The 20,154-nt window shown below is 45.5% G+C and carries 19 protein-coding genes; 15 read left to right on the top strand and 4 right to left on the bottom strand.

Features of this window, described 5'->3' with window-relative positions; all coding sequences use genetic code 11:
* The first annotated feature begins 171 nt into the window (after nucleotides 1–171).
* Together sppA and ansA are read left to right on the top strand one after the other, a co-directional pair.
* Nucleotides 172–2,022 carry a signal peptide peptidase SppA gene (gene sppA, locus KIV40_RS04355; RefSeq protein WP_285348044.1) on the top strand — a complete coding sequence of 617 codons (1,851 nt, stop codon included), beginning with the start codon at nucleotides 172–174 and terminating at the stop codon, nucleotides 2,020–2,022.
* Between the two features lie 112 nt (nucleotides 2,023–2,134).
* Complete coding sequence (gene ansA, locus KIV40_RS04350; protein ID WP_285348043.1) at nucleotides 2,135–3,148, top strand: asparaginase; 1,014 nt, start codon at nucleotides 2,135–2,137, stop codon at nucleotides 3,146–3,148.
* 159 nt (nucleotides 3,149–3,307) lie between these two features.
* Here ansA and KIV40_RS04345 read toward each other — a convergent pair whose 3' ends face one another.
* Nucleotides 3,308–3,592, bottom strand: a complete 285-nt coding sequence (locus KIV40_RS04345) for a YeaC family protein (protein ID WP_005532622.1) — start codon at nucleotides 3,590–3,592, stop codon at nucleotides 3,308–3,310.
* Between the two features lie 101 nt (nucleotides 3,593–3,693).
* Between KIV40_RS04345 and KIV40_RS04340 the strand changes: the two genes are divergently transcribed.
* Complete coding sequence (locus KIV40_RS04340) at nucleotides 3,694–4,515, top strand: DUF2989 domain-containing protein (protein WP_285348042.1); 822 nt, start codon at nucleotides 3,694–3,696, stop codon at nucleotides 4,513–4,515.
* A 104-nt stretch (nucleotides 4,516–4,619) separates the two neighbouring features.
* Here KIV40_RS04340 and msrB read toward each other — a convergent pair whose 3' ends face one another.
* Nucleotides 4,620–5,033, bottom strand: coding sequence for a peptide-methionine (R)-S-oxide reductase MsrB (gene msrB, locus KIV40_RS04335; RefSeq protein WP_285348041.1), 414 nt, complete (start codon nucleotides 5,031–5,033; stop codon nucleotides 4,620–4,622).
* 334 nt (nucleotides 5,034–5,367) lie between these two features.
* On the opposite strand from msrB, the gene gap reads away from it, so the two are divergent.
* The 3 genes from gap to KIV40_RS04320 all read left to right on the top strand — a co-directional run bounded on the left by gap (nucleotide 5,368) and on the right by KIV40_RS04320 (nucleotide 7,884).
* A complete protein-coding gene (gap, locus tag KIV40_RS04330; RefSeq protein ID WP_009707314.1) occupies nucleotides 5,368–6,363 on the top strand; it encodes a type I glyceraldehyde-3-phosphate dehydrogenase in 996 nt (331 codons plus the stop codon).
* Between the two features lie 176 nt (nucleotides 6,364–6,539).
* Nucleotides 6,540–7,424: a D-hexose-6-phosphate mutarotase gene (locus KIV40_RS04325; RefSeq protein WP_285348040.1), complete on the top strand. Its 885-nt coding sequence runs from the start codon at nucleotides 6,540–6,542 to the stop codon at nucleotides 7,422–7,424.
* Nucleotides 7,425–7,512: 88 nt separating this feature from the next.
* Nucleotides 7,513–7,884: a spore gernimation protein gene (locus tag KIV40_RS04320; protein WP_285348039.1), complete on the top strand. Its 372-nt coding sequence runs from the start codon at nucleotides 7,513–7,515 to the stop codon at nucleotides 7,882–7,884.
* 10 nt (nucleotides 7,885–7,894) lie between these two features.
* Here KIV40_RS04320 and KIV40_RS04315 read toward each other — a convergent pair whose 3' ends face one another.
* On the bottom strand, nucleotides 7,895–8,863 hold the full coding sequence (locus KIV40_RS04315) for a nucleoside hydrolase (protein ID WP_285348038.1): 969 nt from the start codon (nucleotides 8,861–8,863) through the stop codon (nucleotides 7,895–7,897).
* Nucleotides 8,864–9,069: 206 nt separating this feature from the next.
* On the opposite strand from KIV40_RS04315, the gene rlmA reads away from it, so the two are divergent.
* The 8 genes from rlmA to KIV40_RS04275 all read left to right on the top strand — a co-directional run bounded on the left by rlmA (nucleotide 9,070) and on the right by KIV40_RS04275 (nucleotide 16,542).
* Nucleotides 9,070–9,912: a 23S rRNA (guanine(745)-N(1))-methyltransferase gene (gene rlmA / locus KIV40_RS04310; protein ID WP_285348037.1), complete on the top strand. Its 843-nt coding sequence runs from the start codon at nucleotides 9,070–9,072 to the stop codon at nucleotides 9,910–9,912.
* Nucleotides 9,913–9,996: 84 nt separating this feature from the next.
* Nucleotides 9,997–10,944 carry a ChaN family lipoprotein gene (locus tag KIV40_RS04305; RefSeq protein ID WP_285348036.1) on the top strand — a complete coding sequence of 316 codons (948 nt, stop codon included), beginning with the start codon at nucleotides 9,997–9,999 and terminating at the stop codon, nucleotides 10,942–10,944.
* Nucleotides 10,945–11,139: 195 nt separating this feature from the next.
* Complete coding sequence (locus tag KIV40_RS04300; RefSeq protein WP_285348035.1) at nucleotides 11,140–11,499, top strand: hypothetical protein; 360 nt, start codon at nucleotides 11,140–11,142, stop codon at nucleotides 11,497–11,499.
* A gap of 143 nt (nucleotides 11,500–11,642) precedes the next feature.
* On the top strand, nucleotides 11,643–13,541 hold the full coding sequence (locus KIV40_RS04295) for a BCCT family transporter (RefSeq protein ID WP_285348034.1): 1,899 nt from the start codon (nucleotides 11,643–11,645) through the stop codon (nucleotides 13,539–13,541).
* A 174-nt stretch (nucleotides 13,542–13,715) separates the two neighbouring features.
* Nucleotides 13,716–15,293 (top strand): alkaline phosphatase, encoded by a 1,578-nt coding sequence (locus KIV40_RS04290; RefSeq protein WP_285348033.1) that lies wholly within the window; start codon nucleotides 13,716–13,718, stop codon nucleotides 15,291–15,293.
* A 134-nt stretch (nucleotides 15,294–15,427) separates the two neighbouring features.
* On the top strand, nucleotides 15,428–15,724 hold the full coding sequence (locus KIV40_RS04285) for a ribbon-helix-helix domain-containing protein (RefSeq protein ID WP_285348032.1): 297 nt from the start codon (nucleotides 15,428–15,430) through the stop codon (nucleotides 15,722–15,724).
* An 82-nt stretch (nucleotides 15,725–15,806) separates the two neighbouring features.
* Nucleotides 15,807–16,202 carry a VOC family protein gene (locus tag KIV40_RS04280; protein ID WP_285348031.1) on the top strand — a complete coding sequence of 132 codons (396 nt, stop codon included), beginning with the start codon at nucleotides 15,807–15,809 and terminating at the stop codon, nucleotides 16,200–16,202.
* A gap of 55 nt (nucleotides 16,203–16,257) precedes the next feature.
* Nucleotides 16,258–16,542: a putative quinol monooxygenase gene (locus KIV40_RS04275; RefSeq protein WP_285348030.1), complete on the top strand. Its 285-nt coding sequence runs from the start codon at nucleotides 16,258–16,260 to the stop codon at nucleotides 16,540–16,542.
* A gap of 92 nt (nucleotides 16,543–16,634) precedes the next feature.
* Here KIV40_RS04275 and KIV40_RS04270 read toward each other — a convergent pair whose 3' ends face one another.
* Complete coding sequence (locus KIV40_RS04270) at nucleotides 16,635–18,326, bottom strand: mechanosensitive ion channel family protein (protein WP_285348029.1); 1,692 nt, start codon at nucleotides 18,324–18,326, stop codon at nucleotides 16,635–16,637.
* Between the two features lie 368 nt (nucleotides 18,327–18,694).
* Between KIV40_RS04270 and KIV40_RS04265 the strand changes: the two genes are divergently transcribed.
* The gene (locus KIV40_RS04265) at nucleotides 18,695–20,089 is read left to right on the top strand and encodes a glutamate decarboxylase (protein WP_285348028.1); all 1,395 of its coding nucleotides are present in this window, start codon (nucleotides 18,695–18,697) and stop codon (nucleotides 20,087–20,089) included.
* The last annotated feature ends 65 nt before the right edge of the window (nucleotides 20,090–20,154 follow it).

Below are 20,154 nucleotides of genomic sequence, written 5' to 3'. Positions count from 1 at the left end.
AAAGATCAAACGCCTGTTTACATTTTTGCAACACGCATCAATCTCACGTTAAAATATGCCAATTGTTGAATTGACGTGATAAGCTAAAAAAATTGTTATCTTTTGAGATCTTAGAGATAAGAACCCATACTTTGTAAGATTAGGGAATGACTATCTCGTAATGGAGACAAGATGAAAAAACTCTTCAAATTTATTGGTCTGATATTTAAGGGGATATGGAAAGCCATCACCTTTGTCAGACTTGCTCTGGCAAACCTGATCTTCCTGGTAATGATTGCCGTTTTCTACTTTGCCTTTACCTACACTGACGAAAGTCAGCCAACCGTGGAAAAAGAATCCGCGCTGGTAATGAACCTTTCTGGGCCTATCGTTGAGCAGCGCCGTTACGTAAACCCGATGGATTCGATAACCGGCTCTGTGCTCGGTAACGAGATGCCGAAAGAGAACGTATTGTTCGACATCGTCGATACCATTCGCTACGCGAAAGACGATCCTAAGGTCTCCGGCATGGTACTGGCGCTGCGCGATATGCCTGAAACTAACCTGACCAAACTTCGTTATATCGCCAAAGCGCTGAATGAATTTAAAACGTCTGGCAAACCTGTTTATGCAGTCGGCGATTTCTACAACCAAAGCCAATATTATCTAGCGAGCTACGCAGATAAAATCTTCCTCGCTCCGGATGGTGGTGTGTTGATTAAGGGCTACAGCTCTTACTCGATGTACTACAAAACCTTGTTAGAGAAGTTAGAAGTATCTACTCACGTATTCCGAGTAGGTACTTACAAGTCTGCAATTGAGCCATTTATTCGTGATGACATGTCTGATGCGGCAAAAGAGTCGGCGACGCGCTGGATCACTCAGCTTTGGAGTGCCTTTGTTGATGACGTAGCAACCAACCGTAATATCGATGCCAAAGCACTGAATCCAACCATGGATGAATTGCTTGCTGAGATGAAATCAGTCGATGGTGACCTTGCGCAACTGGCCGTTAAAATGGGCCTAGTCGATGAGCTAGCAACACGTCAAGACGTACGCAAGCTGTTCGCAAAAGAGTTCGGCAGTGACGGTAAAGATAGCTACAACGCAATTGGCTACTACGATTACCTAGCGACCATGCCCCCTAACCTAACGACGTCTGAAAATGACATTGCTGTTGTCGTAGCAAGCGGCGCCATTATGGATGGCCAACAACCGCGCGGTACCGTTGGCGGTGACACGGTGGCAAGCCTACTTCGTCAAGCTCGCAACGACGACAAAGTTAAAGCGGTTGTCCTGCGTGTCGACAGCCCTGGAGGCAGCGCTTTTGCCTCTGAAGTGATTCGTAACGAAGTAGAAGCGTTAAAAGAAGCAGGTAAACCAGTTGTGGTTTCGATGTCTAGCTTAGCGGCTTCAGGCGGTTACTGGATCTCAATGAGTGCAGATAAGATTGTTGCGCAGCCAACCACGCTAACGGGCTCGATTGGCATCTTCAGTGTTATCACGACATTTGAAAAAGGCTTTACCAAACTAGGTATCAGTACCGATGGCGTTGGCACATCACCTTTCTCTGGTGATGGCATCACGACGGGTCTTTCAGATGGTGCATCTCAAGCATTCCAGCTCGGTATCGAACATGGCTACAAGCGCTTTATCTCTCTGGTTGGCTCAAGCCGAGATATGTCACTAGACGAAGTAGATAAAGTCGCTCAAGGTCGAGTTTGGACAGGTCAAGATGCAATGTCATTCGGCCTTGTAGACCAAATGGGTGACTTTGATGACGCAGTGAAATTGGCAGCGAAACTGGCTGAAATAGAAGACTATGAGCTCTACTGGGTTGAAGAACCATTATCACCGACAGAACAGTTCGTCCAAGAGTTCATGAACCAAGTGAAAGTGTCTTTGGGTATCGATACAACAAGCATCTTACCAAAGAGCTTACAGCCTGTGGCTCAACAGCTTGAGCAAGATGCAAGCATGATGCAGAGCTTCAACGATCCAAAAGGCCAATACGCCTTCTGTTTGAACTGCCAAGTGCAATAGCTTTCCTAGCTTAGTCAAAAAGGGGCATCTCTGTGCGAGATGCCCCTTTTTATTAGGCTTCATTTCGCTATAATCCCCGCCACTGTTCCCCTACATGAAGTAAAGTAGAACGATGACTAGAAAACATATCTACATCGCTTACACCGGTGGCACCATCGGTATGCAAAAATCGGATCACGGCTACGTGCCTGTGGCTGGCTTTATGGAAAAGCAATTAGCCAGTATGCCCGAGTTCCACCGCCCAGAAATGCCGGAATACACTATCCATGAGTACGAGCCTCTGATCGACTCATCAGATATGACGCCAGCTGACTGGCAGCAAATCGCAGACGACATCCGTGACAACTACGACAAATACGATGGCTTTGTGATTCTGCATGGTACCGACACCATGGCATACACAGCTTCTGCTTTGTCTTTCATGTTGGAGAACCTAGGTAAGCCAGTCATCGTGACAGGCTCACAAATTCCACTGGCAGAATTGCGCTCAGACGGTCAAGCAAACCTTCTTAACGCACTGCACATTGCGGCAAACTACCCTATCAATGAAGTGACGTTGTTCTTCAACAACCAGTTGATGCGCGGTAACCGCAGTACCAAGTCTCATGCCGATGGTTTTAATGCCTTCACTTCACCAAACCTACCTCCACTTCTGGAAGCAGGTATCAACATTCAGATCAGCAGCAACATTACTGTGGGCGCAAAATCTGAAGGTGATTTCAAAGTACACAACATCACGCCGCAACCAATCGGTGTGATCACCATGTACCCTGGGATTTCACACGAAGTGATTCGCAACACGCTTCGCCAGCCAGTGAACGCAATGATTCTACTGACGTTTGGCGTGGGTAACGCTCCGCAAAACCCAGAACTACTTGGTCACCTTAAAGAAGCATCTGAGCGTGGCGTTATCGTAGTGAACTTGACTCAGTGCCTAGCCGGTAAGGTAAATATGGGTGGCTACGCGACGGGCTGTGCTCTGGCTGACTCTGGCGTAATCAGTGGTTTCGACATGACACCCGAAGCGGCATTGGCAAAACTTCACTACCTTCTGAGCCAAGATTTGTCTTACGAAGAAATAAAACAGAGGATGCAAGAAGTCCTACGTGGTGAAATGAGCCTATAACCAGGTTCACAGTGCAAAGAATGACGCCATAGCACAATAAGTGATTCCAATGCACAACAAGTAGACCCATAACCCAGCAACAAGATACGAAAAAGCCCAATTCACGTGAATTGGGCTTTTTGCTTTAACGAAGTTATCCGGTGAACAGAGATGCACCGTTTAGTTCAGGTTTGGGTTCACGCGAACGATGTCTTGCTCTTCTTGGCTGAACTGTTTCTTCAATTCTTGCTTAGATTTAAAGCTAATTTCGCCACCAGCGGCAACCGTCATGTGCTGTGCATCTGTGTTGTGTTTTGATTGATACAACATCACAGCTTGCATACATGAGTCTCGCTGCTCTTGAGAAAGTGGTGTACCCTCAGGCCATCTTCCTGTCTCTACTGCGTAAACCAATCGTTCGTAGACTTCTGGAGTTATCGCATTTAATAATTGTTCTGCGTCCATAATTTACCTTCTTATTACATTCTATTTACAGAACATAACGGTATAGAAAGCAGAGTCAAGAACCCGAAAATGAATTGGTGTAACGGATCACAAGCAAAACCATGAAACGAACATACTGGTTACTAGCAGGGCTTGCCAGCCTGACATTAACAGGTTGCTTCGAAGGCAACGTCACCACAGAAGAATTGTGCGAGAAAAATCCGCAGCTTCGTTGTGAGAACCTCAATATGGACGACGGTCAATGTCGTATTCCACGAACGAATTTGGTTTGGCATCGCTTTGAACTTCTCAAAGATCCATCAGAAGCTAATCAAGTAATCGAATATGGCTTGGTTGCTGAGTATCGCAAATGTCTAGAACTCGCCTCGCAAATCACACCTATCGACCAAAGTGCGTTAAAACGTAAACGCTTTGATGCTTTGGTGCACAGTATTGATGAGTTGGATCGTATCGTTGCGGAACTGAAAGGGTCGAAAGATCCAGCCACGCTGTATTTCTTGTGGTCTCAAACCGGCGATAATCAAGCACGTCGCCAGTTTTTACAAATGGAAGGGAAACCAGAGCTAAATACTGCCGAAATGCAATATGCGCTCGCAACTTTCTACACGAACCGCGATCCACAAAAGACACTAACATTGCTGCATAACTCGCTCTCGATGTCGAATGAGAAAACCTTAAACCCTGCGATCTTGAAATCATTAGCGAGCATTAACCAAGGTATGGGTAACAAAGAGCAAGCTTACTTATGGGCGATGGTTGCTAAACGCTTCGATGTTCCCCTCGCCGATGAACAACAGTTAAAGCGCATGTTCAACTTTTCCGATCAAGGACAATATGAACAGTTAGATGATCTGGCTGAATCTATATCGAAGGCGATCGATAAAGGGAACTATTCACCAAAGATGATTCCTGTCGATTTATAAAATAAAAAGCTCCCGTTGATATCGGGAGTTTTTTTATTTGCACGGTAACCGCTTAGTATTTTATTAATTGAAAGGATGAAACATTCTTTCAGCCTAAAATGGCGTTATTGGTCGGATTTGTTGAAAATTAACGACACCGAGTTTACACAATAGCGTTCGCCTGTCGTTTGTGGCCCATCTTCAAAAACGTGACCTAAATGGCTATCACAAGCTGCGCATCGAATCTCAGTTCGCACCATTCCATGGCTCAGATCCTTAAGATAACGCACCGCTGTGTCGTTAATTGGCGCATCAAAACTTGGCCATCCACAGCTAGAATCGTACTTGTTATCGGAGACAAATAGAGGGGCATTGCAGCATGTGCAAGCGTAGACACCCGTCTCCCTATTATGAAGCAGTTTACCGGAGAACGGAGGCTCTGTTCCTTGCTCACGACAAACGCGAAACTCTTCATCAGAGAGCTGTTCACGCCAATGTTCATCGGACTTCGTTACTTTTCTTCCGCTTTGTTCTACCAATTTCTGTTCCTTATTTCTTATTTTTGGCAATGACTTTTTTAGCAAAAAACTTGCTTCTCGTAACAGTTGTAGCACATACTTTCTCACCAGGACACCATGTGTAATTAATTTGATACGAGTTCTTATCTCGAAAGTTATATTACGCCAACTGGGATGTAGAATAACCAGTTAAAAGTTTAAAAAACGAGCATTTGCGAAGAATTGTTAAAAAAAGCGTCGCTTTTTTTTGACTTTAAACAAGTTAAGTCCGATTATCTGTTGCAGATGTTTACTGGATTTTGTAATTTTACTACCAGTTATCTTTAATCAGAAATTAAGTTGTGGAGCAACTATAATGACTATCAAAGTAGGTATTAACGGTTTTGGCCGTATCGGTCGTTTCGTATTCCGTGCAGCGCAAGAGCGCAACGACATCGAAGTTGTAGGTATTAACGACCTTATCGACGTAGATTACATGGCATACATGCTTAAGTACGACTCAACTCACGGCCGTTTCAACGGTACTGTTGAAGTTGAAGGCGGTAACCTAATCGTTAACGGTAAAACTGTACGTGTAACTGCAGAGCGCAACCCAGAAGACCTAAAATGGGATGCTATCGACGTTGACGTTGTAGCTGAAGCAACTGGTCTTTTCCTAACTGACGAGACTGCACGTAAGCACATCACTGCTGGTGCGAAGAAAGTTGTTCTAACTGGTCCTTCAAAAGACGCTACTCCAATGTTCGTAATGGGCGTTAACCACGCAACTTACGCTGGTCAAGATATCGTTTCTAACGCTTCTTGTACTACTAACTGTCTAGCGCCTATCGCTAAAGTCCTTAACGACAAGTTCGGTATCGAATCTGGTCTTATGACTACAGTTCACGCTACTACAGCAACTCAAAAAACTGTAGACGGTCCTTCTGCTAAAGACTGGCGTGGTGGTCGTGGTGCTTCTCAAAACATCATCCCATCATCAACTGGTGCAGCTAAAGCTGTAGGCGTTGTTCTTCCAGAACTAAACGGCAAACTAACTGGTATGGCTTTCCGCGTACCAACAGCTAACGTTTCTGTAGTTGACCTAACAGTTAACCTAAAAGAAGGCGCATCTTACGAAGCTATCTGTGCAGCAATGAAAGAAGCTTCTGAAGGCGAACTAAAAGGCGTTCTAGGCTACACTGAAGACCAAGTTGTTTCTCAAGACTTCATCGGTGAAGTTCAAACTTCAGTATTCGATGCTAAAGCTGGTATCGCTCTAACTGATAACTTCGTTAAAGTTGTATCTTGGTACGACAACGAAATCGGTTACTCAAACAAAGTTCTAGACCTAATCGCTCACATCTCTAAGTAATTATTACTTAGCTGAAAAGCAATTAGCGAAGCTTGTGTTTGAAACATAAGATTTGAATAAAAGGCGGCTCTAGAGTCGCCTTTTTTGTATCTGGAATTTGAGAGAATGAAGACTCGAAGTTGCATTCAATATGCGAAGCTTGTCGAAAGCTCTCTCCCAGCGATAGGAAACTATACATGGATTTAAAAACTCTCCCAGCCCTAACCGTGCTATCTGATAACGTCACTATCGTCGAAATTGATCAGATTAAAATCGTCCGCGTTATTCATGAGAAAGCAACTGCAGGTATCGCACTACATGGTGGTCATGTCGTATCGTTCGCTCCTGCCGGCCAGCAAGATCTGATCTGGATGAGCGAAAAAGCTATCTTCGATGGTAAAGCAGCACTTCGCGGTGGTATTCCGGTTTGTTGGCCTTGGTTTGGCCGTATCGCAGCACCAGCACATGGTTTTGCGCGCACGGCAGAATGGGAATTGGTTGAGCACCGTGAAAACGACAATGGTGTGATCGTTGAACTCGCCCTTTTCCCAACTGAAGAGATTCATAACATTTGGCCACACATGTTCGATGCTCGTCTTGTCGTTGAAATCAGCGATGAGCTAAAAGTGACATTGAAAGTCATGAACATTGATGATGAAGAGTGGACATTCTCTGGTGCACTGCACACTTACCTAAACGTTGGTGATATTAAGCAAGCACAAACGACGGGTATGGGCCCTGAATACATCGACAGTCTAAAAGCAGGCGAAGTCTGCCAAGGTGGCGAAGTTCTTCAGCTAACCGATACTATCGACCGTGTTTACACTCAGCCAGAAACGCAAATTTTGGTGAAAGATCCAGTATTGGATCGCACTCTTAGTGTAGAAAACCAAGGCCATAACTCAGCAGTACTGTGGAACCCTTGGGCAGAAGGCGCACAAGGCATGGGTGACATGGCAGACAACGGCTACGAAACCATGCTGTGTGTTGAGTCGACAGTGCATTCGCCAAGTATCGAGCAAGGCAAGACGTTACAGCCAGGCGAGACACACGAACTTATCACTGTGATTTCAGCGCAGTAATCCAGTTTAAAGGCCGGCTCATCCGGTCTTTTTTACAACGCCAAAGCACAACACACGAGCTACTCATGCCATACTAAGACCAACCAAAATGAGTCGAGATGATGGCATAACCATGAAATACCGCATTTATTCAATATCACTTCTTACGGGCTTATTGTTTGGCTGTGCCAACACTGAGGTCTCATTACAAGCCGAAAAGAACGTCGCCGAATACAAGCAGTTGTCGCCAACTCAATATCAAGTCTATTGCCCGACTGGTATTTGCCGTTTCCAAGTTTCCGCAAACCAAAAAACGGCAATAAGCATTGAGATGTTCTATGATAAGAACAAACCATTCAAGAAGATTGAAGGCCTAACCTACGACAATCAAAATAAATATCCAACGTCGAATGCTTTTACTCTTCCTGTAGAGTCAGGCAACGAGAGGATATCTGTGCAAGTCATCGACTATTACCGATAACCCCACTCCATTATCCCTTTGAATAACAAATAATCGATTCTCGATAAAGAGAGAGTAACGCATCGCTGTTCACGCCAACCCCAACGTTTTGCCCGGAGAAAACACTCCACTCATCTTGCATGTATTTGCGTTGATCCGTTTTCTGAATCGTCATCCCCTCTGCGGGTCCATCGGTAACCACCCTGATGGCACCACTGCGTAAGGTGAATAGCTCAGGTTCAATCACATAGGCAATCGCGGAAGGATCGTGGACATGGCAACCGTTCATTCCCACCTTCTCTGAGTAAAACTTCAAATAGTAACGGCTTACATCCCAAATGAATTGCCCTACTTCACCCGCCTCTTCTCGCAGCTGGTCTAGGTATTGCCCAGTAAAGAAGCTCTCTTCCGTTACATCCAAACCAATAATCACCACAGGCCAAGACGCAGTGAATACTTTATCGGCAGCATGAGGGTCATCATGGATATTTGCTTCCGCAAATGGCGTGACATTGCCTCGATGGTCGTTCTCTCCGAAAGCGCCGCCCATCACAACCACTTCTTTAACCAAGTGAACGATTTCTGGGTCCGCTTCCAAAGCAAGCGCAAGGTTAGTTAAAGGACCTACGGCCACCAAGGTAATTTCTCCCGGCTCCGCTCTAACGCTATCAATGATGTAACGATAGGCAGGCGTATCAATGGCACTCACATCCAGTAAACTTGGCGCTTTCACATCACCAAAGCCGGCTTCACCATGCACAACAACCGTTGCTCCGACCGGCGCTTTTACTAAAGGCTTATCCGCCCCTTTCGCAACCTGCGCTTTCATACCAAACTTCTGTTTTAGGTAAAGCGCATTCTGTGTGGCATTGTCTATGGTCGCATTGCCATAAACTGTCGTAATGCCCATTAGCTCTACGCCTGGATGCGCTTCTGCAAAAAGAATCGCTATCGCATCGTCAATGCCAGGGTCTGTGTCTAAGATAATTTTCTTTGTCATATCGGCTCTTATCAAACGCTAGGAAAGCGTCAACCATACCCAGAAAAAACAGCGATAAACGTGACCTAAACCTAAGGTATGATTTTTCCTCCAGTATGCCGCTCATTCAGCACCCAAAGCGCGACGACTCGAAGCGCTTTTTTGTTTCGCTTGCCGCATCCCTTTTTGATAGAATTTGCCGCCCTACTTCCAGTCCAGAGATCGTCATGAACTATCAATGTCCTCTATGTCACCAACCTCTTGAGCTCACAGCTAAGACGTTTAAGTGTGAAAACAATCATCAATTCGACTTAGCGAAAGAAGGCTACGTCAACTTGATGCCTGCACATCACAAACGCTCAAAAGATCCAGGTGACAACAAAGAAATGATGCAAGCTCGTCGTCGTTTCCTAGAGGGCAACCATTACGATCCAATGCGCCAAGAAGTTGCTCGCCTGTGTGCGAGGTACACCGCAGGTACAAGCCATCAGCTATTGGACATTGGTTGTGGTGAAGGCTACTACACCGATCAAGTTCAGCAGTCTCTGCATGCTCAAAATGAAGCGGCAAATGTTTACGGCTTGGACATCTCTAAAGTCGCAATTCGTTACGCCTCTAAGCGCTACCCTAACTGCGATTTCAGCGTGGCATCAAGTCATCGTCTACCTTTTGCAGAGCAATCTCTGGATGCGATTTTACGCATCTACGCACCATGTAAAGCGGAAGAGCTGCAACGTGTAATTAAAGGTAACGGTGTGGTCATTACGGTAACGCCAGCAGGTCGTCACCTATATCAATTCCGCGAGCGTATCTATCAGGAAATTCGTTTGCACAACGAAGAACCAGAAAGTATCGAAGGATTCGAACTTGAGCATCAACAAAAGCTTAACTACGTCATGGATTTAAAAGATGGCGTCGCATTCGATTTACTGCAAATGACCCCATTTGCATGGAAAGCCAGCGATGAACTTCGTGAAGAGCTAAAGTCATCTACACTTTTCCAATGTGAGGCTGATTTTATGTTACGAGTTTATCGTAAAAAATCAGCTCAATCTGAGAATGAAGAATAAACTGTAACGCTAATTATTATCATTACCATTGATTCATTTGTCAGCCTCCATTAATATCATTCGGACATTTTTGGAGGCTTTTTAATGCGCTTTTCTACCCTAGGCCTGATTTTTACGGGCTTACTGACAGGTTGTGCGTCAAACGCACCGACCGCTCCCGATACCGTTGCTGACAACGTGACCAGTTTCTATGACTACCAACTTCATGCCCCTTCTGGTGAAGCTATCTCAGTTAATCAATTAACCCCCGAGATACAACAAGCCGATGTGATTCTGATTGGTGAATGGCACACGCACGCTGGCATCCACCGTTTTCAGACCGACATGTTAAAACAGTTATCTTCTGCAAATCGCCCTCTTGCTCTTTCAATGGAGCAAGTGACACGCGACAAGCAAGCGATATTAGATGCCTACTTAAACGCTGAAATTGGTGAGCAGTACTTCATGAAACAAAGTAATGCATGGCCAAATTATGAAAGTGATTACCGCCCATTAATTGAGTTTGCTAAGCAGGCTGATATTCCAGTCATCGCCTCAAACGCACCGAAAAACATTGTGCGTTGTATTGGCCGCCAAGGTGTCGATTACCTAGATAAACTCGATAGCGATGAGCGCAGTTTTGTTGCAGCTGACGTCAACACCGCGAACAGCCCATACAAAGAAAAGTTCATGGCATCTATGCACCATGGCAAGCCTGAGCAAACCGAAAAACAATACGCAGCTCAGGTAACATGGGATGAAACCATGGCGGAATCCATCATTAAATACTTGGAAAAACATCCAGGTACTCAAGTGGTTCACGTTGCCGGAAAATTCCATACTGAAGGTGGCTTAGGCACAGCAGCTTCTATCTTGACTCGTAATCCAAACTTAAAAGTGCTGGTGATTACCCCAACGGAAAACATCACTTTAGGTGGCTCCGATTATCAGCTTGAGGTGCTCGAACCGCCCGTGCGCTATGTACAAGACGCAAATCGCATGGCTGCGTACAAACACTTAGCGACACGTAACAGCGACCTAGAATGTAAGTGATCAGGATCGTCTGACAAAGGATGAAAAAAAACAGGTCTGCTTTTTGCTAGCAACTTTGTTTATACATAGGAAGCGGCAAAAACAGACCTATTTTTTATTTGATTGATTCAAGAAATGTCTGTCGCCGTCGATATAAAGATAACTGCTTTTTACCTGCACTCAATGAGCGATTGTCGTTGTTCGAAGGGGGAACAGATGAATCCAGTAGGAAGCAATTCAGTCAATACATACGCGGCGCAGCAAAACAAAGTAGACCAGGCCAAAACGGCAGAAAACGTTGCCGACGCAGCCCCATTAAAAGTGGAGCAAAACAAAGTCACGCTCTCCTCAGAAGGAAAAGCGTTGCTTGCGGCGCTAAAGCAAATCGATCACGAAAGTAAAAAAGTCGAAGCGGAAAATAAAACCGTCGGTGACCAAGTAGAGTCTTTTGCTCATGGAGCATTGGGTATGGATCATCCTGACACCATTGAAGAAGAGGAAGATGGCTCATACTCTGCTGGCCAATACCTTTCAGCGGCGTTGACTGTTAGTGGAATCATCTTGGCTCTAGTCTAGCTTTCGTGCGACAAGAGTTTAAAATTCAACCAATAATCAATTGATTAAACAAGAGTTTCTTTCGTTACGACAACGAACCTCATTTGAACGCGTTTTTTATCCAAGTCCATAATGGATCACTATTCATTAACGGATGATGAACTGTGAAAAACGCATTTTCTCTTATAGACAAACCCACTTTTTTTGGCGCAATTGCGCTTCTCCTTTCGATTGTTTTCCCTCTAATTTTGTTTCCAACAGAAGGTGCAGAATGGATTGCGGTTGCTAAGACCTTTATGACCGACAAGCTCGGTTTCCTCTATCTTGCCCTTGGCCTTGCTGCCTTTATCTTCATGATTTACGTTGTGTTCAGCGACATGGGGCAAATCAAGCTAGGTGATCCAGACGAAAAACCAGAATTTACCACCGCATCATGGGCGGCCATGCTTTTCTGTGGCGGTATAGGTGCCAGCATCCTTTATTGGGGCTGTATCGAGTGGGCTTACTACTACCAATCACCTCCTTTCCAGCTTGAGCCTGGCAGCGAAGAAGCGGTCCGTTGGGCTGCAACCTACGGTCTTTTCCACTGGGGACCAATTGCTTGGTCTATCTACCTGATTCCTGCTCTACCGATTGCGTACTTCTTCTACGTACGTAAACAGCCTGTACTGAAAGTATCCAGTGCCTTGATGCCCGTCCTTGGTGAAGAGCGCAGTAAAGGTTCAGCAGGTAAAATTGTTGATGTACTGTTTATCTTTGGTCTACTTGGCGGCGCGGCGACCAGCTTGGGCTTGGCAGCACCTCTGATTGGTGAAGGCCTACATTACTTGTTTGGCATGCCTAAGAACACCTACAGCCAAGTACTGGTACTGCTTATCTGTACGGCGATTTTCGCTTACTCTTCTTACGCGGGTATGGAAAAAGGCATTAAAGTTCTCAGTAACATTAACTTCTGGGGTGCAATGGGACTGCTTGCCTTTGTACTTGCCGTTGGCCCAACCATCTTCATGCTTGAAACGGGCTTAGACTCGATTGGTCGTATGTTGTCGAACTTCTTTGTGATGGCGACATGGGCGGAACCATTCGGTGGATACGGCACGTTCGACAACACCCACTTCCCACAGGATTGGACGATTTTCTACTGGGCATGGTGGCTCGTGTTCGCGCCAAGTATGGGTCTATTTGTAGCGCGTATCTCTCGCGGGCGCACAATCAAACAAATGGTCTCTGGCTCCATCTTCTTCGGCTCTCTAGGTTGTTTCCTATTCTTCATGATTCTGGGCAACTATGGCTTGTCTCTACAGCTATCAGGAGAATTGGACGTCGTTGCCATCTTGAATGCAGAAGGGGCAACCGCTGCCATCTTCTCAATGCTTGATGCACTACCAATGAGCTACTTGGTCATCGCGATCTTTACATTGCTGTGTATTATCTTTACCGCAACCACATTCGACTCGATCTCTTACATTCTTGCGTCTGTTGTACAAAATAACGTGACCGAAGAACCGATGCGCTGGAACCGCATGTTCTGGGCATTTACGCTGTCTTTCCTCCCGACAGTACTCATGTTCATGGGCGGCCTAAGCACCTTACAAACCGCAGCGATCGTTGGTGGTCTACCATTGCTTGGCATTTCCATCATGTTGATGGTGTCAGCCGTTCGTGCCACAACGTTGGACATTCGCCATCAAGAAGATTATCTAGAGCCAACCATCAACATCGAAGAACTGCCAGAGTTCGATCCTTGGTCAACCGAAGGGATGGCGATGGCAAGGTTTGAGCGTGCGCGTGATGCGGCCCAAGAAGCAGCAGAAGATGAGCGTGACGCACTGGCTGAGTTGATGAAGCTTCGTAAACGTATTCGCGCTTTTGCTCTTGAGCACAGCGACGACAACGATTTTGCAGACCATCACTTACCTCAGGAGATGCAAGAGGAGTTGCAAAACCTACTGGATAACGTGGTAAAAGCAAAAGAAAGAAAACTCGAGTTATCCGAAACTGCTCAGCAGTCTAGAGCCGAGTTTAATCAAATCGTGGCCCAAAGTACTGCGTACGCAGTGTAACTTTAGCTCATGACTTTCAACTCCTAAACCTAATTCAAAGCTCACTTCGGTGAGCTTTTTTTGTATTAGGCTTAGAACAGAACCATGGCTTTCATATGAATCTTTTATGACTGTAGTATTTCCGTCATAAATCCTTGTTTTAATGCGACCGCTTTTATAAATAAGGAATATACAATGAAGCACTTAGTGACCCCAATCGTAACCGCAGTGGCGGCTTCGACGCTCTCTTTCAATGCCCTATCGGCAGAAATCAAAAACGTTATTTTAATGATTGGCGATGGCATGGGCCCACAACAAGTTGGCCTGCTAGAAACCTACGCGAACCATGCGCCGCACTCAATTTACAAAGGTGAAACCACCGCGATATATAAGCTGGCCCAAGAAGGTGTGATCGGTTCCTCTTTGACAAACCCTGAAGACGCGATTGTTGTCGATTCAGCCTGCTCTGCGACAATGTTAGCGACAGGCATTCCAACGGCTTCTGAAGTGATTGGTATCGACAGCCAAGGCAACCATGTTGAAACTATTTTGGAAAAAGCGAAAGCAAAAGGGAAAGCGACAGGCTTAGTATCAGACACCCGAATGACGCACGCGACACCTGCAGCTTTTGCCTCGCACCAACCACATCGTTCACTCGAAAACAGCATCGCTGTAGACATGCTAGAAACTGGTGTCGATGTGATGCTATCTGGTGGCCTTCGTCATTGGATTCCAAAGTCAACCAACGACAAAGGCGATACATACAAGCAACTTGAGCAACTCACTCAAGGTGATGTTTACCTAAAATCAAAGCGTAAAGATGAGCGTAACCTGCTGACTGAAGCTCAACAACAAGGGTATAGCTTAGCGTTCAACCGAAATATGCTTGAAGAGGCGAAGGGCGAAAAAGTTCTAGGCTTATTTGCCTACTCTGGAATGAATGATGGCATCGCTTACAGCCAAAGCAAAGACGACCCAAAGCGCACCCAACCTTCTCTCAAAGAGATGACCGAGAAAGCGTTAGATGTGCTTTCAAAAGACAAAGACGGCTTCTTCCTAATGGTTGAAGGTGGACAGATTGACTGGGCAGGCCACAGCAATGATGCGGGTACCATGCTGCATGAACTGATCAAATTCGATGAAGCGGTAAATTCCGTTTATGAGTGGGCAAAAGGCCGCGAAGATACTCTCGTGATCGTCACCGCCGATCATGAAACCGGCTCTTTTGGCTTTAGCTATTCCTCATCTGATGTACCGAAGCCAGAGAAACGCAGCGGAGAAGCATTTGCTAAACGCGATTTCGCACCAAATTTCAACTTCGGTCAATTTGATATTCTGGATGGCCTCTACAATCAAAAGCAAAGCTACTACGGTATGATCAGCGAGTTCCAAAAGCTTGATAAAGCGAAACAAACCCCAGAAAGGCTGGCTGAAATTGTGAACGCCAACAGCGACTTTTCGATCACACCAGAACAAGCGGAACGCGTATTGGCCAGCAAACCAAACCCTTACCGTTTAGCGAGCCACAAATACTTGAGTGAAGAGCATGTTCCTGCCATTAACGACTTTGATGCCTTCTTCCCATACAACGACAGAGGCAATTTACTAGCGCGTGAACAGGCAACCAAACAAAACACCGTTTGGGGCACAGGAACGCACACCCACACGCCTGTGAACGTCTTCGCATGGGGGCCTGCTGGTACCATTCTTCCGGTTTCAAAAATCATGCATCACTCGCAACTTGGCGAATACCTTATCGAGCAAATCAAATAATCCATGCTCCGCACTGACTATACTGGTGCACTTTCACGCCCTCATTTGAGGGCGTTTTTTATACTCAAAATAGTTGACGCTCTGCGTCTCAAACGCCAATATCTGCGGGTCATTTATAAAACAAACAACATCATATGTGCGAAATATTTGCTAAACAACCTCAGGAAAATTATAAATTTATCACCCGCTCTATCCGCATTGATGGCCATGTCACCAGCGTCAAATTAGAATCGAGCTTTTGGCTAATTCTTGAAGAAATTGCTTCTGCTCAAGACATGACAGTGCCTAAGTTTATCAGTACGGTTTACCAAGAAGCGTTAGAATACAATGGTGAAGTCAATAACTTCGCATCACTACTACGCTGTGCTTGCCTTACTTACGCGCGTCAGCCGCAAGCGACCCTTTCTAAAGCCCTTAACGAGCTCAGCTAAGCCCTGATTTTATTGTCGTACCCAAGTACTACCTATTGCGCGCTAAAACTGATTAGTCTTAGCGCAATATTAAGGAGTACTCATGACAAAAATGATTCATACCATGATCCGCGTAAGCGATCTGGAGCGTTCCCTTAAGTTTTACCGCGACGCACTTGAGCTAGAAATCAAAGACCAATACGTATTCGACGGCTTTTCTCTTACTTATCTAGTCAATCCTGAAACGGACTTCGAGCTAGAGCTGACCCATAATCACGATCAAAGCGAGCCTTACACACACGGCAATGGCTATGGACATCTTGCTGTCAGCGTAGAAGACATTGCCGCAACTCACCGACGCCTCACCTCGCTGGATATTGAAACCAGCGACATCAAAGTTTTTGATCATCAGGAAAGGCACTTAGCGACATTTTTCTTCATTACTGATCCGGACGGCTACAAGATTGAGTTCTTGCAGCGTCAAGGTCGGTACCTTTAGTAACGGTATCAGTCATAAAGATACCTTTCATAACAACAAAGAAGTAAATACAACGATGATTCATTTAACTGCTGCATTTCAGGCTAAAACAGACACCGCGACACAACTTAAGCAAGCGCTAGAAGCCATGCTAGAACCAACTCGAAACGAGACCGGCTGCCTACGCTACCAATTGTTTCAAGATAAAAACGATCCAAGCCAATTCTTGTTCCAAGAGCAGTTTGCAGACCAAGCTGCGTTTGACGCACATTGCAACACGGCACATTTTCAATCGCTTCTGGCTGAGATTGATGGCTTGCTTGTCTGTGAACCAACGATCACTTTCTTCAACGAGTTCTAATCTCAAAGCCCTATCAATAAACCAATAAAAAGGCGCTCATGTTGAGCGCCTTATTTGTTGGTAAGATTTATTGGATAGGTAACAGAAAAAGCTTACGCCTCTTTCTTTTCTACCATATGCAGATGCACATCTTGTTGTGGGAATGGAATCGAAATGCCTTCGCGATCGAAACGCAGTTTCACTTCTTTAGTCACATCCCAGTACACATCCCAGTAATCGTCAGTCTTCACCCAAGGACGAACAATAAAGTCCACTGATGAAGTATTTAGCGTGTGCACCTTAATGTTTGGCTCTGGTGAACGCAGTACTGATGGGTGTGAAGTAAGAATATCGTTCAACACTTCTTCAGCTTTTAAAAGGTCATCCGCGTAACCAATACCAAATACCATATCAACACGACGAATACGCTCGTGCGTCACGTTCTTGATCACATCACCCCAGATCTTGCTGTTTGGCACGATGATGATTTGGTTGTCGAACGTTCGGATTGTGGTGTTTACCAAGCTCATGTGGCTAACTTTACCATCGACACCACCCGCATAAACAAAATCACCGACATCGAATGGACGGTAAATAAGCAGCATCATACCCGCAGCAAAGTTCGATAGCGTATCTTGCAATGCAAAACCGATGATCACACCGGCAATACCGAAACCGGTAAGGATTGGAGCAAGGTTAAGACCGATTTGTGACAGGCCAACCATGATACCGATGATCCACACTGCTTTACCCGACATCGAGATAAAGAAGTCTTGCATCAAATGCGACATTTTTAAGTTCTTCGATGCAACCGTCTTACTCACCACTTTGCGGGTTAATTTCGCTAAAGCACGGGCGATCAAAAGAATCAGAGCAAACACAAACAGCTGGAAGATGTGCTGCGGAGCGTTTTCAGCAAACCAGTCGACGGCTGCATCTGACCAATGACTTAGGATAGATAGAATGACTTTTGTATTGAGCAAGTCATGAGTGATGCTGCCTGTCACCTCAAAGATCTGACGTTTGTATTCAGACGTCTCAATACCTACTTTATCGCCAATTGAAATCAGCGTACGTAGGCTGTCAGTGGCAATGTTTAAACGCTGCTTAAGAATCAGTTGGCTCAGTTGCAACGACGCTTTTTCTGACTCTGGACTAGAAGAAACTTGTGAACTGATGATCTCACTTTGCTGCTTTAAGTATTGAATCGACGCTGATAGCAGACGCATGCGCTTATCAACGCTATCTTTAAAGTCAACGTCCGCATCTTCATCTTGCACGCCCAGCATCTTCAACCAATTCAGGTTTTGCCAGCTCGACTCGTAACTCACATCAAGGTAATGCTGCAGTTCGCGGTACTCGTTAAGCAGTGAAAGCTTTTCTTCGTCTTTTGCAGAATTCAGCTCACCGTTCAGCGTTTTGATCTTGTCATCAAGGTATGCCACAGCGCCTTCTGAGTACTTCTCTTGAGTTTGTACTAACTTAATAAGCTGCTCATGAGGAATCGATTTATTACTGATCGCGGTTGAAAGGCGGCTTCTCAGCTCTTCATTTTTTTGAAACAGCTGAAGCTGAAGCGCGTCACGCTCATCACCACTGGCTAGTTTTAACGTTCCAGATAAGTCAATGATATATTTATTAATGTTATCAATCGCTTGTTCCGCAGCAGACACAGTCGGAGCCTCAGCAGGCGCTTCCAAACTTTCTGTCGCACGCACAATGAAAGAGCTCATCGTTAACGCCAACACCGTAAATAAAACCACCAGCGGTGTAAAACGCACTTTTAGGGGAGATAATAACGTCATTTTTACCTCGTAAGAGACACTACTCGATCTAAGCGATCAAGAATCGGGATATAAAGCCTTGAAATTATATGCTCTAAGTTTACGACACTGAACATAAATTAGAACGCCTTCTTTAAATAACATGCCTCACTCTTCATAAAAGCACCTTCATAGCAACCTTTTTCTAACACCAAACACCATACTTTTACGATATCTGTTCTCCAGGACACAAACCGAATAAAAAACCACCAACAATACGCATCAATACACATAAATAAGGCTATTTTGTAAATGCTGGCTATATCTATTTTGCTGCCGGCGTTGTTAGTCGACCAACCAACAGAACTAACAATAAAGACAACAAATTCAATAAGATAAAGGATTATAAGATGCCACTCCATAAAAAATCGGCCTTGAAGGGCTCAATGCTCGACGACGTCTACTGTTCTAAAGATCTCTCTATTGTGATGCCCAAGTATCGCATTCCTGACAATGAGCATGCAGCCTCTCACGCTTATCAAGTCGTCCACGATGAACTCATGCTAGATGGAAACTCCCGCCAAAATCTAGCGACGTTCTGCCAGACCTGGGCGGAAGACGAAGTTCACAAGCTGATGGACGAGTGCATCGACAAAAATATGATCGATAAAGATGAGTATCCACAAACAGCAGAGATTGAGTCTCGTTGTGTGCACATGTTGGCTGACCTTTGGCATGCTCCGCATGCAGAAAACCCAATGGGTTGCTCGACAACAGGATCGAGTGAAGCAGCAATGCTAGGCGGAATGGCGCTCAAATGGGCGTGGCGCGAAAAAATGAAGAAGCAAGGCAAACCGACTGACCGCCCTAATCTCATCTGTGGTCCGGTACAAGTGTGTTGGCATAAGTTTGCTCGTTATTGGGATATAGAATTACGCGAAATACCAATGCAAGGCGATCGCTTAATCATGACACCAGAGGAAGTGATCAAGCGCTGTGATGAAAACACGATCGGTGTGGTGCCAACACTTGGTGTGACTTTTACGTGCCAATACGAGCCTGTAAAAGAGGTGCATGATGCACTGGATAGGCTCCAAGAAGAAACAGGCTTAGATATTCCCATTCACGTGGATGGTGCAAGCGGCGCGTTTCTCGCTCCATTCTGCGACCCTGATTTAGTTTGGGACTTCCGATTACCTCGCGTGAAATCGATCAACGCATCTGGGCATAAGTTTGGGCTCTCACCGCTTGGCGTTGGATGGGTTGTATGGCGCGATGCGGACGCTTTGCACGAAGACCTGATCTTCAACGTCAACTACCTTGGTGGCAACATGCCAACCTTCGCCCTCAACTTCTCTCGTCCTGGTGGGCAAATCGTAGCTCAGTACTATAACTTCCTTCGCCTTGGCCGAGAGGGTTACCGCAAAATCCATGACGCCTGTTATGACACTGCTCGCTACCTTGCTCAAGAGATCGAGAAAATGGGTATGTTCCACATTATCTATGATGGACACGGCGGTATTCCTGCACTGAGTTGGTCAATAAAAGAAGGGGCAAATCCAGGGTTTAATCTTTACGATCTTTCTGATCGTATCCGATCTCGTGGTTGGCAAATCGCAGCGTATGCGATGCCAGCAGAACGTGAAGACTTGGTCATCATGCGAATTTTAGTCCGTCACGGTTTCAGCCGTGATTTGGCTGACCTACTGATCACGGATTTGCAGCACTGCGTGGACTTCTTCGACAAGCATCCAGTCGTAAACGGCAGCGATGCAGACGAGTCTAGTAACTTCAATCACGGCTAATTGTCCCCTTTCACATAGAGCAGGGAGCCTTTAGCGCTCCTTGCTTTTTAACGTTTAAAATCACA

The sequence above is a fragment of the Vibrio sp. D173a genome (assembly GCF_030248475.1).
The sequence above is the reverse complement of the archived record's forward strand: the minus strand, read 5'-3'. Positions and strand labels throughout refer to the sequence as shown.